The following is a 17,210-nucleotide window of genomic DNA, read 5'->3' on the forward strand; positions in this document are numbered from 1 at the left end:
ACCAGTTGACTTGGCCAATCTCGACAGGCGGCGGCGTTCATGGCGTATGAAGTGGAGGCACCGAAGTACGTACGCCTCGCTCAGACCATTCAGCAGCGCATCGAGGACGGCACGTACCCGCCCGGCACCCGCGTGCCCAGTGAGAACCAACTGGTGCAGGCGTTTGGAATGTCCCGTCCGACCGTCGTCCGGGCGCTGGAACTGCTGAAGCGTGACGGCTGGCTGGAGTCCCGGCAGGGGTACGGCACTATCGTGCGCGGGAGACCTGCCGTCGTCGAAGACGACAAGAACCGCCGGGGGAGTGAAGCACTCGCGCGTGATGAGTCGCAGACCCCGGGGCGTCTGGTCGAGGTCGCTCATGTCCCTGTGCCGGCGCGTGTCGCCTCCGTGCTCGGCTTGCCGAAGCGCGCCAAGGTCCTCATGCGCCGGTTCCTCGTAGAGGAGGATGGCGAACCCGTTGAGCTGGTCTCGTCGTACTTCCCCGCCTGCCTGGTGGAGGGCACCGAGTTGGAGAGTGCTGCCGCCTTGAGCGGCGGCACTCGCGCTCACCTTGAGACGCGGAAGAAGGTTCGCTTCGACCATGTGAAGGAACGTGTCTCGGCTCGGCTGCCTGAGCCGAGTGAGGCCGAACTTCTGGAGCTCCCGGACGGGGTGCCCGTCCTTAGCGTCCTGGTCGTCGCGTGCGACCCTTCCGGTCAAGCTCTGCAAGTCTCTGAGCTGCTGCTTCCCGCCGATCGGCAGGAACTCGAAGGCACCTACCGGCTCAGCTGAACCCGCGGGCTGCCCACTGCCGGGCTGTGATGACCTGTCTCAGGTGCGTCGGGTGGCGAGTCGGTAGACCACGTATGTAAAGCCAAGGATGACGTCGACCGCCGCCCATAGGCCGACGATGAGTCCCACGCCGATTGTGGTTCCGACGTCGCCCGCGTCTTCGCACAGCTTCAGGTCGTCCCCTGTCATGCCCCGACATTCTTCGGGTGTGCCGCTGCCGCTCGCGGCGCCCGTGATCACCCAGATCAGGAACACGATCTGGACGGCCAGGAAGAGCCACAGGAAGACGCGACGTCGCTTCTTCGGCTGGGGTGTCGTCGCGCCCTGGCGAGGGCTGCTTGGCGGCTCTTGCGGCGGTGCGGGCCAGGCGTCCGGCGGTGATGCGGAGCCTTGGCGGTTGCGTGGATCCCACGACTGTGGCCCTTGAACGCGGTGTTGTCTGCCCATGTCGTGCCCTCCTCTGCGCTGATGGCTTCATGGTGCGCTTGCGGTCTCGGCGGCGCTCGGTTGTGGCTACCCAAGCGGCTTGACAAGTCAACTTGGCATCCCTAACTTCGAACTTGCTAAGTCAACCTGTCAGTTGGCAGGTTGATTCATCTCAGAAGGAGAACTCTCTGTGCGTGTGATCCGCGTTGACGCCTCGTCCGCCACGATCCTGCTCGAAGCGCCGGCACCGAAGGTGCGTGACCGGCAGACCGGTGAGATCGCCAAGGACGCAGTGAGCGGTGAGGCGTTGATGACCGTCGGCGTCGTCTTCATCGACGAGGGGGACTCGTCGCTCATTCAGGTCACCGTCCCGGAAAGCGGAGTGACGGAGGGCCTGACCGTTGGTGCTCCGGTTTCGCTGCCGGGGCTCATTGCCCGGCCGTGGGAAAGCGTGTTCAACGGCCAGCAGCGGCACGGCATCGCCTACCGCGCCACCGCCACGCGCCGGGCGCGTTCCCGGTCGCGCAGGCGGGCTGATTGTCGTGACGGACCTGATCACGTTGGCCGAGCTGGGTGCGCCGCTCGCTGCGATAGGCGGCGCGGTCTACGTACGGCACGCCAACCCGGCCGCGTACTGGTCCACGGTCGGGCTGCCGGTCTCGGTGGCCCGGCTGCTGGCCTCGTACTCCTCGACCATGGACGCTTGCGGCCTGACCGTCGAGCCGTCCCGGTTGCGGGTACTGGCCGTCAAGGCGACCAGCCGCAGGGAAATCCGGCCCGTCCCGCCTCGCCGAGGCATCATCCGTCCCACCACCACAGGCCTGCGTGTCCGGCTTCGGCTCGCCCCGGGCCAGGAACCCGCCGACGTTGCCGCCTCGGCGGAACGCCTTCGCCACGCCTGGGGCGTGCACGCCGTGTACGTGAAGGACGTGAAACCGGGCGTTGTCGAACTGCGGCTCATCGGCTTCGACGTCCTTCGCAAGGTCCGGATGCCTCGCAGGATCGAGGGCGGGTTCCTCACAGTGCCGGTGGCGCTGCGGGAGGACGCCACGGCGTTCTTACGCGACTACCGCGCCGTACCGCATGAACTCGTCCTCGGCGCAACGCTGTCGGGCAAGTCCATGTACCTGCGGAACCTGATCGCCGGGCTCGCCCGACAGTCCGTCGCCCTGGTCGGCGTCGACTGCAAGCGGGGCGTCGAGCTCGCTCCGTTCGCTCCCCGCTTTGGCGCGCTCGCGACCGACCCCGACGAGGCGGCCGAGCTGCTGCCAGTCCTGGTCAAGGAAATGGAGGACCGCTACGACCTGATCAAGGCCCGCCAGGGCATCGCCCCCGGCACGCCCGACGAGGAGATCACCTCGGACATCTGGGGCCTGCCCGAGGGCGAACGGCCTGTGCCCATCGTGCTGTTCGTCGACGAGGTGGCCGAACTCTTCCTCGTCGCCACGCGCAAGGACGAGGAACGCCGAGACGAGATGGTCACTCACCTCATCCGGCTCGCCCAGCTCGGCCGTGCGGCCGGCATCTATCTGGAGGTGTGCGGGCAGCGCTTCGGCGCCGAGCTGGGCAAGGGCGCGACCATGCTGCGGGCCCAACTCACCGGCCGCGTCTGCCACCGCGTCAACGATGAAGCCTCAGCCAAGATGGCCCTCGGCGACATCGCCCCCGAAGCGGTCTACGCCTCCTGCGCCATCGCCGCCGAGCTGCCGGGCCTGGCCGTGGCCGGTGACACCTCCGGCGGCTGGTCCCGCATCCGCACTCCCCACCTCTCCCTCGCCGCCGCCGCGGCCACCTGCCGCGACACGGCCCACCTCGCCCCGGACGTTCCGGCGCTCACGCCCTTCCGGCCGTACATCCCTCCCGTACTCCTCGACACCCCCGAATCGGTACCCACCGCGCGCCTGGCCTCCGAGACAGCGGAGGACTGAGCGATGCGTACCCACCGCATCCGACTCGACCCCGTCCTGGTCCAAGCGGCCATCGCCGCAGCGCTCTCCTTCGCCCACCTGCACGATCTCGCTGCGGCGGCCGGACAGGATGGGTGGAAGGCGTGGGCCTACCCGATCAGCGTTGACCTGCTCCTCGTCGCCGCCTGGCGACGGCTGCGCTCCGGTGCTGCGAAAGCCGCTGGCTGGTGCTGGTTCGTCGTCGCCCTGGTCGCGTCGCTGGGCGCGAACGTCGCCACGGCCGGCCTGCTCGACCTCGGCGACGTCCCGGCCTGGCTGCGCATCCTCGTCGCCGGATGGCCCGCGGTCGCCTTCCTCGGCGGAACGCTCCTCGCCCATGGCACCCCGGACGGCGGCGAGGTGCCAGTACCGGACCAGGACGAGGCACCCGCTCCGCCTGTCACGCCAACCGCCCCCGAGCTGCCCGCCGCCGACCCACAACCGGGCGCACAGCTCACCGCCGCCCCCGTCCCGCCCGCCCTCGTCGCCCTCGCCCGCAAGGTCGCCGACGACCACCGGACACGGACCGGGACGGACATTGACACCCCAACCCTTCGCACCCGCCTCGGCGTCCCGCTCCCGCTCGCCGAAGCCATCGCCGCCCAACTCACTTGATCCCGGAGGACTTTCCACCGTGCGTCCGTCCACGCTCCGCGCGCTGAAGCGTGCCGCCGAGCTGACCCGACAGAACCGCCTCACCGAAGCCGTGCTCATCGCCGAACCGGTGATCCTCGCCGCCGACAGCTACGAGGGTGACGAGATCTTGCGCTGGCTTGCCGACCACGCCGCCGACTTCACCGGCGAGAACCCTGAGGAGCTCCCCTGATGCCCGCCAACCGCCACTTCCGCAACGTCGTCCGCATCGGTCCGGTCCAGGTCGGCACCGCCTACGACGGCCATGGCCGCGAGAAGCACACCGCCGTCTGCACCGCCCCGCGCTGCGGCTTCTCCAACGACTACGACACCCGCGCCGCCGCCGAACTCGCCGCCCGCACCCACCGCTGCCGCGTCCGCTGAGGAGATCCCGTGACCGTCTCGCTCCCGCTCGTCTTCGTCCGGGGCGTCATTGCCTGGGCCGCGATCAAGTTCCTCGGCGTGCGCATGTGGGTCGCCGTCGTGATCGCCCTGTTCGGCTTCTGGCTCTCGCACACCTTCCTCGCCCCCGCCATCGAGTCCGGCACCCGTTCTGGGGTCGGCGTCGTCAACGGCGACAACCGCTGAGAGGAGCTCCGCCATGTTCCGCCCCAAGCTGCCCGACGCACCCACTCCGCCATCGGCCTCGGGGAACATCGGTACAGCCGTTGGCGCTGAGATTGATCATGAGGTCTAGCTGCGGATCTCCGTGTTCGGGTGAGGCTGGGCCTGGAGGCGTTCGCGGAGGTCGATCTCCTCGGGAGTGAGCGGGTCCCCGGCCCGACGGATGCGGACGGGCTTGGGCCGCACCGGCAGGCTGTCGTCTGCGGCGGCTTCCTCAGCTTCCGCGAACGCTCGGTAGAGCGAGGCGACCGAGGGGTTCTTGCCCGCGTTCTTCCCGGTCTTGATGACCAGCTTCTTGGCGATCTCCGGGACGGGGACGCCCTTTTCCTTGAGTGCGACGGCGAAGGTGAGCATGTCGTCGTCGATGACCTTCGGCCTTCCGCCATGGTTGCCCTTGGCCGCAGCGGTGACCTGACCTTCGAGGGTCTTCTCCCGGATGTAGTTGCGCTCGATCTGCCCGGCCACGGCGAGCACGGCGAAGAACATGGCGCCCATACCGTTGGGGTCGTAAATGCCGGTGAGCGGGCCGGTGAGGAGTTCGAGCTGGATGCCGCCGGCCTGAAGCTCGGCGGACAGCGTCATCAGCTCGGCGGCGTTGCGCGCGAGGCGCTTGAGCTCGTGGACGGTGAAGATGACCGGCGTCTCGGGTGCGGCCTCTTTGAACTGGCGGGCCAGGGCAAGCGCCTTCTCCAGCTCGGGCCGCACCTTGATGCGGGTGCTGATCTGCTCCTTGAAGATTTTGTGGCACTCCGCCCGGTGGAGAGCTTCGAGCTGGCTCGCCAGCTCCTGCCGGGCGGTCGATGTCCTTGCGTACCCGATCCGGACCGGCCGCTCGGTACGGGGCGCGGGCACGATGGCGAGCGCCGGGCCCTGCTTCCACGCGCGGCCCGGGTGCCGGTTGGCGGGGACGGGGATCTCCAGTTCTTCGCGGAGGGCGGGGACGAGGACGAAGCGCGGGGTGTGGTACTTCGCGGCGGTCTTCCCGCCCCGGGTGCGGCAGGGGCTACCGGCGGGCGCGTCACAGTTCGGGCAGTCGTGACGTTCTACCGCCAATGCGGCCTGATCGGGCGTGAGATCCATGGCGGCAGCCTCTCAGAAGTGCCTCGCACAACGTGCGGGTTTCGAGAGGACTTTTGCGAGTGGCGACCTGCGGAAACGTGATCACTTCCGGCACTCTCGCAGAACTCTCACAGATGTTCATTTGTGAGAATGCCGAGCAGTCGAACGCGGGCGCCCGATCGGAGCGCCTTGCCGGACGCCACGTCGCGGCGAAGGCCGCGGGCGTCCGACCTCCTGCACGTCGCCGTAGTGCTGCTCATGCATGGTGAGTGTGATGGTGGCCAGGGAGTGTCGTTGGGCTGGAGGGTCTGCCAGGAGTCGTCGGCTTCGCGGAATTGGTTAACAGAGGGCGAAGTTGTCTACCGCTCCGTCTGTGTGGTCGGAACCGATCTGTGTGCTCAGGCGGGCTGACGGAGTGCGCTGACCAGTGCGCGCGGGTCGTCTGCGTGGAAGCGGATGGTGTGGGCCTCTTCCGTTGCGCCGAGCGGGCGGGTGAAAGGGAGTGGCCGGTTCAACTCCAGGGTCACCGAGGTCTGGCTGCCCACGATCAGGTCGAGGACCCCGTCCTCGGAGAGGGTGATCAGGCTGCCTTCGGGATAGCGCCGGTCGACCCGGACCGAGGCCACCGCGTCCGGCGGTACGGCGAGGTCGAAGAGGGCTCCGTAGCGGATCCGCAGAGAGCCGTCGGGGCGCACGACGTGCGGCCGGGTGACGCAGGCTGCGTGCAGGGCCAGCACGAGGACGACGCCATACAGGTCGAGTACCAGGATCACCCGGTGGACCACCGGCCAAGGGATGAGCAAGGCCAGGACCACCGTCTCGATGACCATCACGAAGAGCAGCCCGTACATCATCGCGGTCTGGGGCCCGGTGTACGCGGCAGCGTGGTCCCCGGGGCGCACCCCGTGCGTGCCGCGCCGGACCCACCGCCCTAGGGAGGCGAGGGCGCGCAGTTCGTGGAGGACCAGGCGGCGGACCGTCACCGGCACCGCCTCCTGCACGGCGGACCGCCGCGCCGCCCGGCGGTCCGCGCCGCGGGCGCGCGCGGCGACGTACAGCGAGCGCAGCACCCATGCCTCCAACAGCAGCACCACGAGCACCAGCGCCTCGGCGCCCGCCAGCGCCCACCCGGGAGGCCGGACCCCAGCCACCAGGCAGGCCGCCAGGGCCAGTTCCCCCGGCAGCACGGCGGCCACCGCGACCCGCGCCGCCCGTACGCCCCTTGGCCGGCCGCTCATCCCCGGCCCCTTTTCACGAAAGCCTCCATGAGCCGGCCCACGACTTCCGCCTGCGCGGGGGTGTACTCGGCGAGCAGCGCCTCCTTGAACCCGGTCACGACCACCCCGTCCTCGGGGATCGCGGCGAACAACTCCGCGGGGACGGCTGCCATCAGGTCAGCCGCCAGGGGTGCGATCCGCGGATCGTCGGCGGGGGCTTCGGCGAGCGCGTCAAGGCGCTCATACAGTTCGACAACTGCGGGATCGGCGACCAGCGTCCCGAGCAGCCCGAGCATCTCTTGGTTACCGGTGCTGGTGGCGTCCAGCAGCGCGAGGTACTCGCGGTCCTTGGCCGCGCTCGGCGAGTCTGTTCGGGGGGCCTGTGCCAGCAGTGCGGCGAGGGCGGGTGAGACGGGCCCGGTCGCGCCGGGCGGCTCGGCGAGCAGGGCGCTGAGCCGGCAGCGGCGCTCCCGGATGTCGGCTTCCTGGCGGGCCAGGTCGGCGTCGAGTTCCTCCAACACCTCGGCCAGTTCGCGTCCGGCATCATCGGCGAGGGCGTCGCGCACTTCATCTAGGCTGAGGCCGAGTTCGGTGAGTCGGCGCACCCGGGCCAGCAGTACGGCGTCGCGGACGCTGTAGACCCGGTAGCCATTGGGGCGCCGCTCCGGTTCCGGAAGCAGCCCGACATGGTGGTAGTGCCGGATCGCCCGGGTGGTGAGCCCCACGAGCGCGGCGATCTCTCCGATTCGCATGCCGCCAGTAGAAACCCTGCCGTTGCGTCAAGGTCAAGCGCTGAAAGTATCGTCGGGCGCAAAACGATTCGAGCGCGTCTACACACCGGAGTGATACGTCTTCGTCAGCGCACGTATCTGGCCAGAGTCCGCTCCCGCTACCCCTCGTCGTCCTCGTCGAGTTCGACTGTGTCTGGGTCGCGAAGCGGGCGTAGGGCGCCGCCAGCCGGGGTGGAGGCGGTGAAGCTGTAGCGGCCCAGGACGTTGAGGTTGCGGTGCTTGAGCGGGGAGAGGCGGGCGATGTCCTCGTCCCGGATCTCGGGGCCCTCGGCACGGAGGTGTACGACGGCGGCGTCGATGTACCGGGTGGTCCAGAGCACCACGGCGTTGAGGACCAGGCCCAGTGAGCCGAGCTGGTCCTCCATCCCGTCCCGGTACGCCTGATGGATGGTGCCGCGCTTGCCGTGGCACACGTCGCGGGCCAGCTTGTGCCGGGACTCCTGCACGGTGAGCTGGCGGTTCATCTGGCGGCGGTAGGTGTCGTCGACCGGGTCGACGACGCGGAGCAGGTGCTCGGTCTTGGCGATCCGGCCGTACTCGGCGAATGCCTGCCCCAACGGGGTCGGGTGGCCTTCGCGTCCGAACATCCGCAGTAGGTCGTAGGCGCGAACCTGGTTGGTGACCAGGGAACCGGCGACCCGGAGCATGTCCGGCCAGTGGGTGATCACCTTGTTCAGGTTGACCCGGTTGCGGGCCAGCGGCTCCAGCGGCCCGTACGTACCTGTCCCCACGCCCGGAAGGGACGCGCGCCAGAACCGCTGGTCGTCCAGGTCTTTGAACCGGGGGCTGAAGTTGTAGCCCAGGATGCGGAAGATGCCGAACACGATGTCGCTGTACGAGGCGTTGTCGGTGGCGACCATCTCCGGCTTCACCCCGCCGTCGAGGTTCAGCAGGGCGTCCAGGATGTGCAGGGAGTCGCGAGGGGTGCCCGGGACCACCATCTGCCCGATGCCCGCGACCTGGTCGTTGACGGCGTTGAGCCAGGTGATGCCGCGCTTGAACCCGAAGTACTTCGGCGACGGGGCGGCGTTGATGGTGCGGACGGGGACGACGAACCGCAGTCCGTCGACCGAGGCCAACAGCCCGTCTCCCCAGTACCGCACGATCGGCACCTGGCCCTGCGCCTCGATCAGTGCGGCGTTCGCCGCGGCGATGGTGTCGGCCCGCAGGTAGAACTGGTCGACGTGCACCAGCCGGGAACGGTGAAGCGCCTCATGTGTGGGGTTGATGACCGGGGTCATGCCGATGTTGCACGCCTCCGAGACCAGGAGGGCCACCAGTGAGGTGGTCAGGTCCTTCATGCGGGTCGTGCCGTCGCCCAGGTGCACGAAGGCGTCCAGGAACCCGGTCCAGCCATGCACCTCGAACAAAAGCTCCGGCAGGTCGATCTTCGGGAGCATCTTCTCCACCCGCCCCCGCAGCCACGTCAGGGACTTCGGCTCCCCCAGGGCACCGAGCTTGGACACGTTCAGCTTCGCCCGGCCGCCCGGCGGGACCTCGATGGTGACCTTCGTGTCCTGCCCGGCCGTCTCCAGCCGCTCCGCCATCTGCTTCCACGCCGCATCCAGCGCCGTCACCAGCGCGGCCAGGTGCTCCTCGACCGGCGTGTCCAGACTCAGCCCGGCCAGGACGTCCTCCCGCACGGCCTCCCACTCCGTGCCGTCCAGCAGCCGGGCGCGCGGGTCGGACCAGCGGTGCGAGGGAGAGGCGAACACGTCCCGGCGCTGAAGCGCGCGGTACAGCTGCTCCAGCACACACACCACGTATGCGTCCCTGTCCACGGCCCCCGGCGGCAGCTCGGCGTTGGCGTACACCACCTTGCGCCACGCGGCCGGCACCAGCTTGTCATCGACCTCGCGCGGCAGCAGCGGCTTGTCCTTCACCCGCCGCCGCGCAAGAGCGGGCAGCCGCTTCACCCCGGCCAGCACCCGCTTCCCACCGGTCGCCGCGTCCAGCGCCTTCGACTCGCCCAGCAGCGACAGGAACGGCCGCACCGTGTTGTACCGGGTGGCCAGCGCCGCCCGCATGGCGACCGCCGCCGAGTCCTCGTCCTCCGGCACCAGCGAGACCACCAGCGCCGCCGCGCTCATCACTACCGCCCTCGGGGCGACCTCCTCCACCGCCCGCCACAGCGCGGCCGCGTCCAGATCCGTGCCGTGGCTCTCGACCAGCTCCAGTTCCCCGAACAGCACCTTCGCCGCCCGCGCCAGGGTCCGCGACGCCTTCTCCAGCTGCGGCAGCATCGAGAGCCGCTCCTTGTCCGTCGCCCGCTTCGCCGTGCTGATCAGCCTTGTCGCCATCAGCACCGAGAACAGGTCCAGTGCCTCATCGATCGCCTTGGCCTCAAGGTGACGCATCACCGCGGTGAGCATCGCCGTGCGCTTGGGCTCCGCAGCCCGCTCCAGGCTCGCGGCCTTTGACCCCAGCCCGTACCGGGCCAGCGCCGCGAGCCGGTTCGGCGGGATCTGCGACAGCTTCAACCGGCCCAGCTGGAACGCACCGATCTCATCGACCCGCTCCAGCGACCGCGCGAACGCCGTGCCCGTCGTACGCGTCGGCGGCCGGCGCAGCCGCTCCAGCTCCGAGTACCGGCCGCCCTCCGGCGTCACCAGCGTGGCCACCAGGTCCGCCGGCAGCGCCGGGTCCGCGCGGTGAGCCGCCCTGGCCACGGTGGCGTGCAGCCGCTTCTCCGCGATCGTGCGAACCTCCGACACCTGCCGGGCCAGCACCGAGACACCGGGCAGCAGCACCCGGTTCCGCCGCAGCCAGCCCACTGCCTGGTTGAACAGCGCGACCGGCCCCTCCGCATGCGTCCACGCCCGGCCGTGCAGGAACGTCCGGAACTTCCGACCCCACTCCGCATCTTCGTAGGGGTGATAGCCGTAGGCGTCCCGTATCTCCCACGCGTGCTCGTACGCCGTCTTCAGCCGCTCGGTGTACCGCTTCACACACGACGGGTCCTCGATGCCGAGCTGCACGGCCAGGTGCTCGACCACTGGCCACGGCACCACGAGAGGATCCTCCAGAAACAGCCCCACGTAGCGCACCGTGCACATCTGGAGAGCAAAGCCCAGCTGATGATGCTTCGTACGCCGTAGCGCGATCAGATCCCGGTCGACATCGTCCAGGAAGAAGAACCGCTCCAATTCAGGTCTCGTCGGCTCCTCGGCGAACTTCCCGTACGCCTCGGCCTGATCATCAGTTAAGAACTCCACCGGCATGACGGGGACCGTAGCCAGGCCCACCCGTGATCGACGATCTTTCGGCGAACCCCCGTTCTGGAGACGACCGCTGTGCTAGCCGACCATGATCGTTCTCAGCGCCAACGGCTGTACCGATGTTCCCCAAGGCCGGCCATCGACTCTCATCCCGCAGCAGCACCACCAGCACAGCCTGGCCCCCACCGCCGGCCGCTCGCTCAGCCCCTACGCGGGCCCGGTCGCCGCCGTCCTCGTCGGCGGTGTCGTCCTCACCGCGCTCCTGGCGGCCGTCGCCGTCACGGCCATCTCCGTGGCCATCGCCGCCGTGGTCCTGCGCTCCCTGCTCAACAACGCCATCAGGCGCTGACCGGCCGCCGGGGCGGCAACAAGCCGCCAAGCATCCCGCCGCCCCGGGGCCGTCCTTCCCACCGCCGAAACAGCCGAAAGGAAGACCCATCATCACCCGGCAGACTCCGCCCCCGCTGGCGGAACTCTCCATGCTGGCCTCCCTGGGCACCATGCCCGGACTGGCCCGCCAACTCTCCGGCCTGGGCGGCTGCATCCACCCTGTCCGCCTCGACGGCCACCGCACGGAGTTCGCGGTCAACACGACAACCGGCGAGATCGGCAACGTCCTGCACCACCTGGACTCCGCCAACCTCCCCGCCGGCCAACTCCTCGTCCGCTGCAACAACCGCCGAGCCACCCGCTGCGCCGCCTGCGCCGAGACCTACCGCCGCGACACCTACCACCTGATCACCGCCGGACTGCGGGGCGGCAAGGGCACCTCGGAAGGGGTGGCGACCCACCCGCGCGTCTTCGCCACGCTCACCGCCCCCGGGTTTGGCCCGGTCCACAACCGTCCTTCGGGCGGCCGAGACTGCCGCTGCGGCGTTCGCCACGACGAGCAGGACCCCGCCCTGGGTACCCCTCGACCCGGACACCTACGACTACGAAGCGGCCGTTCTCTGGAACGCGCACGCCGGTGCACTGTGGCGGCGCTTCTCGATCTACCTCCGCAGGGAGGTCGCCAAGCGCGCCGGACTCACGCAGCGGGAATTCCGGCACCATGCCCGGGTCTCCTTCGCGAAGGTGGCCGAGTACCAGAAGCGCGGTGCAGTCCACTTCCACGCCGTCATCCGCCTCGACGGGCCAGAGGGAGGCGACACCTCACCTCCGGACTGGGCCACGGCCGAGCTGCTCACCGATGCCATCCGAGCCGCCGCCACTGCCGCGCGCGTCGACGGACCGGAGGTTGACGGCCGGGCGCACAGCTTCGTCTTCGGCCGCCAACTCGACGTCCGCCCGATCCGCTCCACCGACTTCGACGACGGCCAGGAGCTGACCGAGCGAGCCGTAGCGGCGTACATCGCCAAGTACGCCACCAAAGGCGCCGAGACGTCGCCAACCGACGAATCGAGGACCTGCCTCGTGAGTACGAGTGACACCGCCTGATCGTGTCCGAGGCCCCTGGCGTGCTGGCGGATTCCAGGGGCCTCGTCATATTGGAGCTCTCACCTGTGGTGAGGCTCTTTCCGAACCTGACGTGTCGGGACCCGCACCTACAGGTGTCCCGGATCGCCGTTGGTGACGAACCGCGTCAGGCCTTGCTCCAGCAGCTCCAGAAACTGCCGCAGGTCATCAGCCACCCTGTCGAGTTCGGGTTCGTCCAGCGATGCTGTCCGTGTCCTGTAGACCGCCCCGTGGGGGCCAATGACGTAACACAGTCCGCCACCGTTCGAGCCAATGACCAAGCCACCGGCCCCCTGGTCCGCGCCGATGTCAACAGCTCCGTACTCCTTGAGCCGCAGAAGGACGTCACGTACTGGGTCGACGAAGTAGCCGTTGCCGACGTCCGCCCAGGTGACATCGCCGATGCTGTCGTAGAACGTGACCAGGTCAGCAGGAACGAGGTCCACTTGGGCCAGAGCGCGAGCCGCCGCCTGATCGTCACGGTCGGCCGGCCGGACCTGATTGGTACCCGGGGGAAACCCGTACCGACGCGCGAACTCGTCTGTCATTGCCTTCAGGGGGCCAGAGACCCTGCTTCCCCACGAGGCCAGCCAGGCAGGCGACAGCGAACGTTCACTCATGAAGCCGGATCATGGCACGAGCCCCAGACATCCACAGGAAGAGAGGCAGCAAAAAGCTTCAGGAAGGCTTCATGCATGTCGGCTCTGCGTTCTTAGGCGGCCTGGGCTCGCTCTGCGGCGAGTAGATCCGCGAGGCAGTTCCGCGCGCTGTCGAGTGCTGCGAGCATCTGCATACGGTTCTGCTCGAAATGAGGGTCGTCCTCGACGCCGAGGTCGTGTCGCAGTGCGACCCGCAGCAGGTACACGCCGTCGGACAGCGGGCCGCTGAACCATGTCTTGGCCCGCTGGTACGCCTCGTCGAGTTCGGGGCTGCTCGGCAGCTGCTTGACGACTGAGTACCCGACTCCGAGCGACCTGTTGAGGGTCGAGGCTACTTGCAGGACATCCTTCGCCAGTGCCATCTGCGCTTGGGAGTACTGCTCGGCCCAGGCTTCCTTGGCTGCGTCGAGGAGTGCCGGGTCAATGCTTTCACCGCGTTCGACTGCTTCGACTGCGTCTCGTGCGGCGACCCGGTAAGCGCGAGCTGCGGTGTTCAGATGGGCATAGAGGTCGCGCTTGGCTTGCAGCACTTGCTCATTGCGCTCTTGCTCTCGTTCACGGTCGGCACGCTGGTTCTGTTCCACCGCTTCGGCCCGGCTTGCGCGCTGGCTGAGCACTGCTCCGCCCAGAGTTCCGCCCAGCGTTCCTCCGACGCTGATGAGCGCGACGGCAAGCGTGGTTACATCCACGAGATCCCCCAACTCGTCCATTCGTTGTATCCGTAGGCGGGGACTTACGACGGTGATATGGCCTTCAGTCATGCTCATGCTCCCCACCCGCCGACAAATGGTCCAAGACCAGTGACGCGAGAATGAGGAGCAGCGCGACTCGACTACAAGGAGCCTCGTCACCGGCGGTGATGCTCCAAGATCCCGTCCACGCCTCGTCCACGGAGCCCGACATACGCCCGCTTCAAGCGGCATACGCCTGCACATACGCGAAGACCCCGGCCTCAGCGTTTCCGCTGGTGACGGGGTCTTTGGGCACCAAATCCAAGGTGCCCCCGGCAGGATTCGAACCTGCGCACACGGCTCCGGAGGCCGTTGCTCTATCCCCTGAGCTACGGGGGCGTGTCGGGTGTGAGCTGCTTGCTCGTGGCGACGGGTAGAACACTACCAGCTCTGTCTGGGTGATCAGGAACGGGTTTTTGTGCCGCCGGGCTTGTCACCTTCCGTCGGCTCTCACCCCGGCCCCCCAGGCCAGTGGAGGTCCGCCCCCAGGCCGGTGGAGCCCGCCCCCAGGCCAGTGGACGTCCACACCCGTCTCCGTCCCTCGCCCGGGGTGGAAGTCGGGAAAACGCGGACGCGGTGGCCGGTGCGGACCTACTCTCGAGTTGTGCCAGGCGCGTCGGGTCGGGTGCTTGTTGTGGACGACAACAAGGTCATCCGGCAGTTGATCAGGGTCAATCTCGAGCTGGAGGGCCTCGAGGTCGTGACCGCGGCCGATGGTGCCGAGTGTCTTGATGTCGTTCATCAGGTGCGGCCCGATGTGATCACCCTTGATGTCGTCATGCCTCGACTGGACGGGCTCAGCACCGCCGCCCGGCTGCGCGCCGATCCGCGGACCCGGCAGCTGCCCCTCGCCATCGTCAGCGCCTGTACGCAGTACGAGATCGAGGCGGGGCTCGATGTCGGGGTGGATGCCTTTCTTGCCAAGCCCTTCGAGCCTGCCGAACTCGTCCGGTTGGTACGGCAGTTGGTAGAGCGCAGGCAGGGTTCTGCGGGTGAGGGGACCTCCAGTGGTGAGGTCTCGGGCTTCGGGGGCGTCCTCGGTGCGGGGGAGGCGGAGCGGGCCGGGCGCACAGGCGGCTGATCGCCGGTCACCCTGGCTGGTCTCCCCTCATGGCATCGAGTGCCTGCACCTCCCACCGTCCACATCCCGGACCCCACCCAAACCAGCTCGCCTACCCACCCCCCTCCTCCCCTACGCTTGTCCCGTGACCCCCGTCGAGCTCTCGCGCACCGTGCTGCACGCCGTGCGTTGCGCTGTCGACCAGGGGGAACTGAATGTGACCGTTCCGGAACGGGTGGTGGTTGCGCCCCCCGGGCCTGGGGGGTGTGGGGACTACGCGACCAACGTCGCCCTGCAGCTCGCCCGGCCTGCCGGCCAGCCGCCTCGGCGGGTCGCTGAGGTGTTGCGGCCCTACCTCGCCCGCTCCGAGGGCGTCGACGACGTCGAGATCACCGGGCCCGGGTTCCTCAATATTCGTCTTGAGCGGTCCGTGTCCTACGCCGTCGTGCAGCGGATCCTTGAGGACGGCGACCGTTACGGGCACTCCGACGCCCTCGCCGGGCACGTCGTCGAGCTGCGGGTGCCGTACGAGGTCCGTGCCGAGGTTCTTGCGGACGCGCTGATCCGGATCGTCGGGTCGCAGGGCGGGCGGGTTGAGGTCGAGCACCGGGAGCCTGTCAATCTGCGGCCCGTACCGGCGCCCGAGGATCCTGCCCCGCTCGGACTCGACGCCGCCCGGTGGGCCCTTCTCCATCCCGCCCCGCACGACCGGCCCCGTATCAGCGCCGAGCATCTCGTCCAGCGGGAGAGCAATCCTCTCTTCCGGGTGCGGTACGCGCACGCCCGTACCCGGGCCGTCCGCCGCAACGCCGCCGACCTCGGGTTCACCGCCGAGCCCGGCCCAGAGGACGAGGCGACACAAACCGCACCGGCGCACACCGCTCTCCTCGCCGCCCTCGCCGACCACCCTCGCGTCCTCGCCCGAGCGGCGGCGCACCGCACTCCCCACCGCCTCGCCCGGCACCTCGTCAGCGTCGCCGATGCCGCCCTCGTTGTCCTGCCCGCCGTGCTCCCGTGTGGTGAGGAGAAACCCTCGGCCGCCCACCGTGCCCGGCTCGCTCTCGCCGAAGCCGCCGGGACGGTGCTGGCCGGTGGCCTGTCCCTGCTCGGCATCGACGCACCCGACCATCTCTGAGAGAACACAGAACAGACCATGAGCCGTTCCGCACACCCCGCCGGGCCCCGTTACGCCGACGTCCTCCCCGAGGGCCACTACTCCGCCCCGCCCACCGACCTCAACGCCCTCGACCCCAAGGTGTGGGCCCAGACCGTCACCCGCGGCCCCGAAGGCGAAGTCACCGTCGGCGGGCTCCCGGTCACCCGGCTCGCCGAGGAGTTCGGCACGCCGGCCTACGTCATGGACGAGGCCGACTTCCGGGCCCGCGCCCGCGCCTGGCGCAGTGCCTTCGGGGATGACGCCGACGTTTTCTACGCCGGCAAGGCGTTCCTCTCCCGTGCCGTGGTGCGCTGGCTGCACGAGGAGGGGCTCAACCTCGACGTCTGCTCGGGTGGCGAGCTCGCCACCGCCCTCTCCGCCGGCATGCCCGCCGACCGCATCGCCTTCCACGGCAACAACAAGTCCACGGAAGAGATCCACCGCGCGATCACGGCAGGCGTCGGGCGCATCGTGCTCGACTCCTTCCAGGAGATCGTCCGCGTCGCCCACATCGCCCAGTCCCTCGGCAAGCGGCAGCGCGTCCAGATTCGTATCACCGTCGGCGTCGAAGCCCACACGCACGAGTTCATCGCCACCGCGCACGAGGACCAGAAGTTCGGCATTCCGCTGGCCGGCGGGCAGGCCGCCGAGGCCGTGCGCCGCGCCCTTCAGCTCGACGGGATCGAGCTCATCGGGATCCACAGCCACATCGGGTCGCAGATCTTCGACATGTCCGGGTTCGAGGTCGCCGCCCACCGGGTGGTCGGGCTGCTCAAGGACATCCGTGACGAGCACGGGGTCGAGCTGCCCGAGATCGACCTCGGGGGCGGGCTCGGGATCGCGTACACCAGCGACGACGACCCCCGCGAGCCGCACGAGATCGCCAAGGCGCTCACCGAGATCGTCAGCCGTGAGTGCGACTCCGCCAAGCTGCGCACGCCTCGGATCTCCGTCGAGCCCGGGCGCGCCATCGTCGGTCCGACCGCCTTCACGCTGTACGAGGTCGGCACCATCAAGCCGCTCGACGGGCTGCGCACGTACGTCTCCGTCGACGGCGGCATGTCGGACAACATCCGCACCGCGCTGTACGACGCCGAGTACAGCGTCGCCCTCGTCTCCCGCACCTCCGACGCCGCGCCGATGCTCGCCCGTGTCGTCGGCAAGCACTGTGAGAGTGGCGACATCGTCGTGAAGGACGCCTTCCTGCCCGCCGACGTGGCACCCGGTGACCTCATCGCCGTGCCCGCCACCGGTGCCTACTGCCGGTCCATGGCGAGCAACTACAACCACGTGCTCCGCCCGCCCGTCATCGCCGTGAACGACGGCGAGGCCCGCGTCATCGTCCGTCGTGAGACCGAGGAGGACCTCCTGCGTCTCGACGTCGGCTGAGCCGCAACAGGCAGGCATCAGACGGCAAGCAACAAGCGGCAACAGGCAGCAACAAGCGGCAACAACAAGAGGGGT

Annotated in this window: 17 protein-coding genes, 1 tRNA gene and 2 pseudogenes; 12 read left to right on the forward strand and 8 right to left on the reverse strand. The window is 69.0% G+C overall.

Annotated features, from left to right (window positions below):
- The first annotated feature begins 39 nt into the window (after window positions 1-39).
- Window positions 40-771, forward strand: coding sequence for a GntR family transcriptional regulator (locus ACFYWX_RS29930; protein ID WP_389427306.1), 732 nt, complete (start codon window positions 40-42; stop codon window positions 769-771).
- 39 nt (window positions 772-810) lie between these two features.
- Here the strand turns inward: ACFYWX_RS29930 and ACFYWX_RS29935 are convergent, their stop codons facing one another.
- Complete coding sequence (locus ACFYWX_RS29935; protein ID WP_389427308.1) at window positions 811-1,218, reverse strand: hypothetical protein; 408 nt, start codon at window positions 1,216-1,218, stop codon at window positions 811-813.
- 169 nt (window positions 1,219-1,387) lie between these two features.
- On the opposite strand from ACFYWX_RS29935, the pseudogene ACFYWX_RS29940 reads away from it, so the two are divergent.
- From ACFYWX_RS29940 to ACFYWX_RS29965, 6 genes and pseudogenes are all read left to right on the forward strand, one after another.
- A pseudogene (locus ACFYWX_RS29940) lies at window positions 1,388-1,734 on the forward strand (hypothetical protein).
- Window positions 1,735-1,739: 5 nt separating this feature from the next.
- Window positions 1,740-3,125, forward strand: a complete 1,386-nt coding sequence (locus ACFYWX_RS29945) for an FtsK/SpoIIIE domain-containing protein (protein WP_389427310.1) — start codon at window positions 1,740-1,742, stop codon at window positions 3,123-3,125.
- A gap of 3 nt (window positions 3,126-3,128) precedes the next feature.
- The gene (locus tag ACFYWX_RS29950) at window positions 3,129-3,758 is read left to right on the forward strand and encodes a DUF2637 domain-containing protein (protein ID WP_389427312.1); all 630 of its coding nucleotides are present in this window, start codon (window positions 3,129-3,131) and stop codon (window positions 3,756-3,758) included.
- Between the two features lie 19 nt (window positions 3,759-3,777).
- Window positions 3,778-3,969: a hypothetical protein gene (locus tag ACFYWX_RS29955; RefSeq protein WP_389427314.1), complete on the forward strand. Its 192-nt coding sequence runs from the start codon at window positions 3,778-3,780 to the stop codon at window positions 3,967-3,969.
- Window positions 3,969-4,160: a mobile element transfer protein gene (locus tag ACFYWX_RS29960; protein WP_389427316.1), complete on the forward strand. Its 192-nt coding sequence runs from the start codon at window positions 3,969-3,971 to the stop codon at window positions 4,158-4,160. Before ACFYWX_RS29955 ends, ACFYWX_RS29960 begins: the two co-directional genes overlap by 1 nt.
- 9 nt (window positions 4,161-4,169) lie before the next feature.
- Window positions 4,170-4,364, forward strand: coding sequence for a hypothetical protein (locus ACFYWX_RS29965; RefSeq protein ID WP_389427318.1), 195 nt, complete (start codon window positions 4,170-4,172; stop codon window positions 4,362-4,364).
- Window positions 4,365-4,469: 105 nt separating this feature from the next.
- Here ACFYWX_RS29965 and ACFYWX_RS29970 read toward each other — a convergent pair whose 3' ends face one another.
- The 4 genes from ACFYWX_RS29970 to ACFYWX_RS29985 form a co-directional block, all read right to left on the reverse strand.
- On the reverse strand, window positions 4,470-5,480 hold the full coding sequence (locus ACFYWX_RS29970; RefSeq protein ID WP_389427320.1) for a recombinase family protein: 1,011 nt from the start codon (window positions 5,478-5,480) through the stop codon (window positions 4,470-4,472).
- 377 nt (window positions 5,481-5,857) lie between these two features.
- Window positions 5,858-6,697, reverse strand: a complete 840-nt coding sequence (locus tag ACFYWX_RS29975) for a hypothetical protein (RefSeq protein WP_389427322.1) — start codon at window positions 6,695-6,697, stop codon at window positions 5,858-5,860.
- Complete coding sequence (locus ACFYWX_RS29980) at window positions 6,694-7,428, reverse strand: MerR family transcriptional regulator (RefSeq protein ID WP_389427324.1); 735 nt, start codon at window positions 7,426-7,428, stop codon at window positions 6,694-6,696. Before ACFYWX_RS29980 ends, ACFYWX_RS29975 begins: the two co-directional genes overlap by 4 nt.
- Window positions 7,429-7,565: 137 nt before the next feature.
- Complete coding sequence (locus tag ACFYWX_RS29985) at window positions 7,566-10,688, reverse strand: Tn3 family transposase (RefSeq protein ID WP_389427325.1); 3,123 nt, start codon at window positions 10,686-10,688, stop codon at window positions 7,566-7,568.
- Window positions 10,689-10,773: 85 nt separating this feature from the next.
- Between ACFYWX_RS29985 and ACFYWX_RS29990 the strand changes: the two genes are divergently transcribed.
- Together ACFYWX_RS29990 and ACFYWX_RS29995 are read left to right on the forward strand one after the other, a co-directional pair.
- Window positions 10,774-11,034: a SpdD protein gene (locus ACFYWX_RS29990; RefSeq protein ID WP_389427327.1), complete on the forward strand. Its 261-nt coding sequence runs from the start codon at window positions 10,774-10,776 to the stop codon at window positions 11,032-11,034.
- Window positions 11,035-11,164: 130 nt separating this feature from the next.
- Window positions 11,165-12,071: pseudogene (locus ACFYWX_RS29995) on the forward strand (replication initiator); the annotation flags it as partial.
- A gap of 158 nt (window positions 12,072-12,229) precedes the next feature.
- Here the strand turns inward: ACFYWX_RS29995 and ACFYWX_RS30000 are convergent.
- From ACFYWX_RS30000 to ACFYWX_RS30010, 3 genes are all read right to left on the reverse strand, one after another.
- Window positions 12,230-12,688 (reverse strand): SMI1/KNR4 family protein, encoded by a 459-nt coding sequence (locus ACFYWX_RS30000; RefSeq protein WP_389427329.1) that lies wholly within the window; start codon window positions 12,686-12,688, stop codon window positions 12,230-12,232.
- Window positions 12,689-12,852: 164 nt separating this feature from the next.
- Complete coding sequence (locus tag ACFYWX_RS30005) at window positions 12,853-13,509, reverse strand: hypothetical protein (protein ID WP_389427330.1); 657 nt, start codon at window positions 13,507-13,509, stop codon at window positions 12,853-12,855.
- Window positions 13,510-13,797: 288 nt separating this feature from the next.
- A tRNA-Arg gene (locus ACFYWX_RS30010) sits at window positions 13,798-13,869 on the reverse strand.
- A gap of 244 nt (window positions 13,870-14,113) precedes the next feature.
- Between ACFYWX_RS30010 and ACFYWX_RS30015 the strand changes: the two genes are divergently transcribed.
- From ACFYWX_RS30015 to lysA, 3 genes are all read left to right on the forward strand, one after another.
- Window positions 14,114-14,611, forward strand: coding sequence for a response regulator (locus tag ACFYWX_RS30015; protein WP_389427331.1), 498 nt, complete (start codon window positions 14,114-14,116; stop codon window positions 14,609-14,611).
- Window positions 14,612-14,735: 124 nt separating this feature from the next.
- On the forward strand, window positions 14,736-15,725 hold the full coding sequence (nrtL, locus tag ACFYWX_RS30020) for an ArgS-related anticodon-binding protein NrtL (protein ID WP_389427332.1): 990 nt from the start codon (window positions 14,736-14,738) through the stop codon (window positions 15,723-15,725).
- Between the two features lie 18 nt (window positions 15,726-15,743).
- Entirely contained in the window at window positions 15,744-17,135 is a 1,392-nt protein-coding gene (lysA, locus tag ACFYWX_RS30025; RefSeq protein WP_389427333.1) for a diaminopimelate decarboxylase, read from the forward strand.
- Window positions 17,136-17,210 lie beyond the last annotated feature (75 nt).

It is taken from the genome of Streptomyces sp. NPDC002888, from assembly GCF_042888465.1.
Lineage (GTDB): Bacteria > Actinomycetota > Actinomycetes > Streptomycetales > Streptomycetaceae > Streptomyces.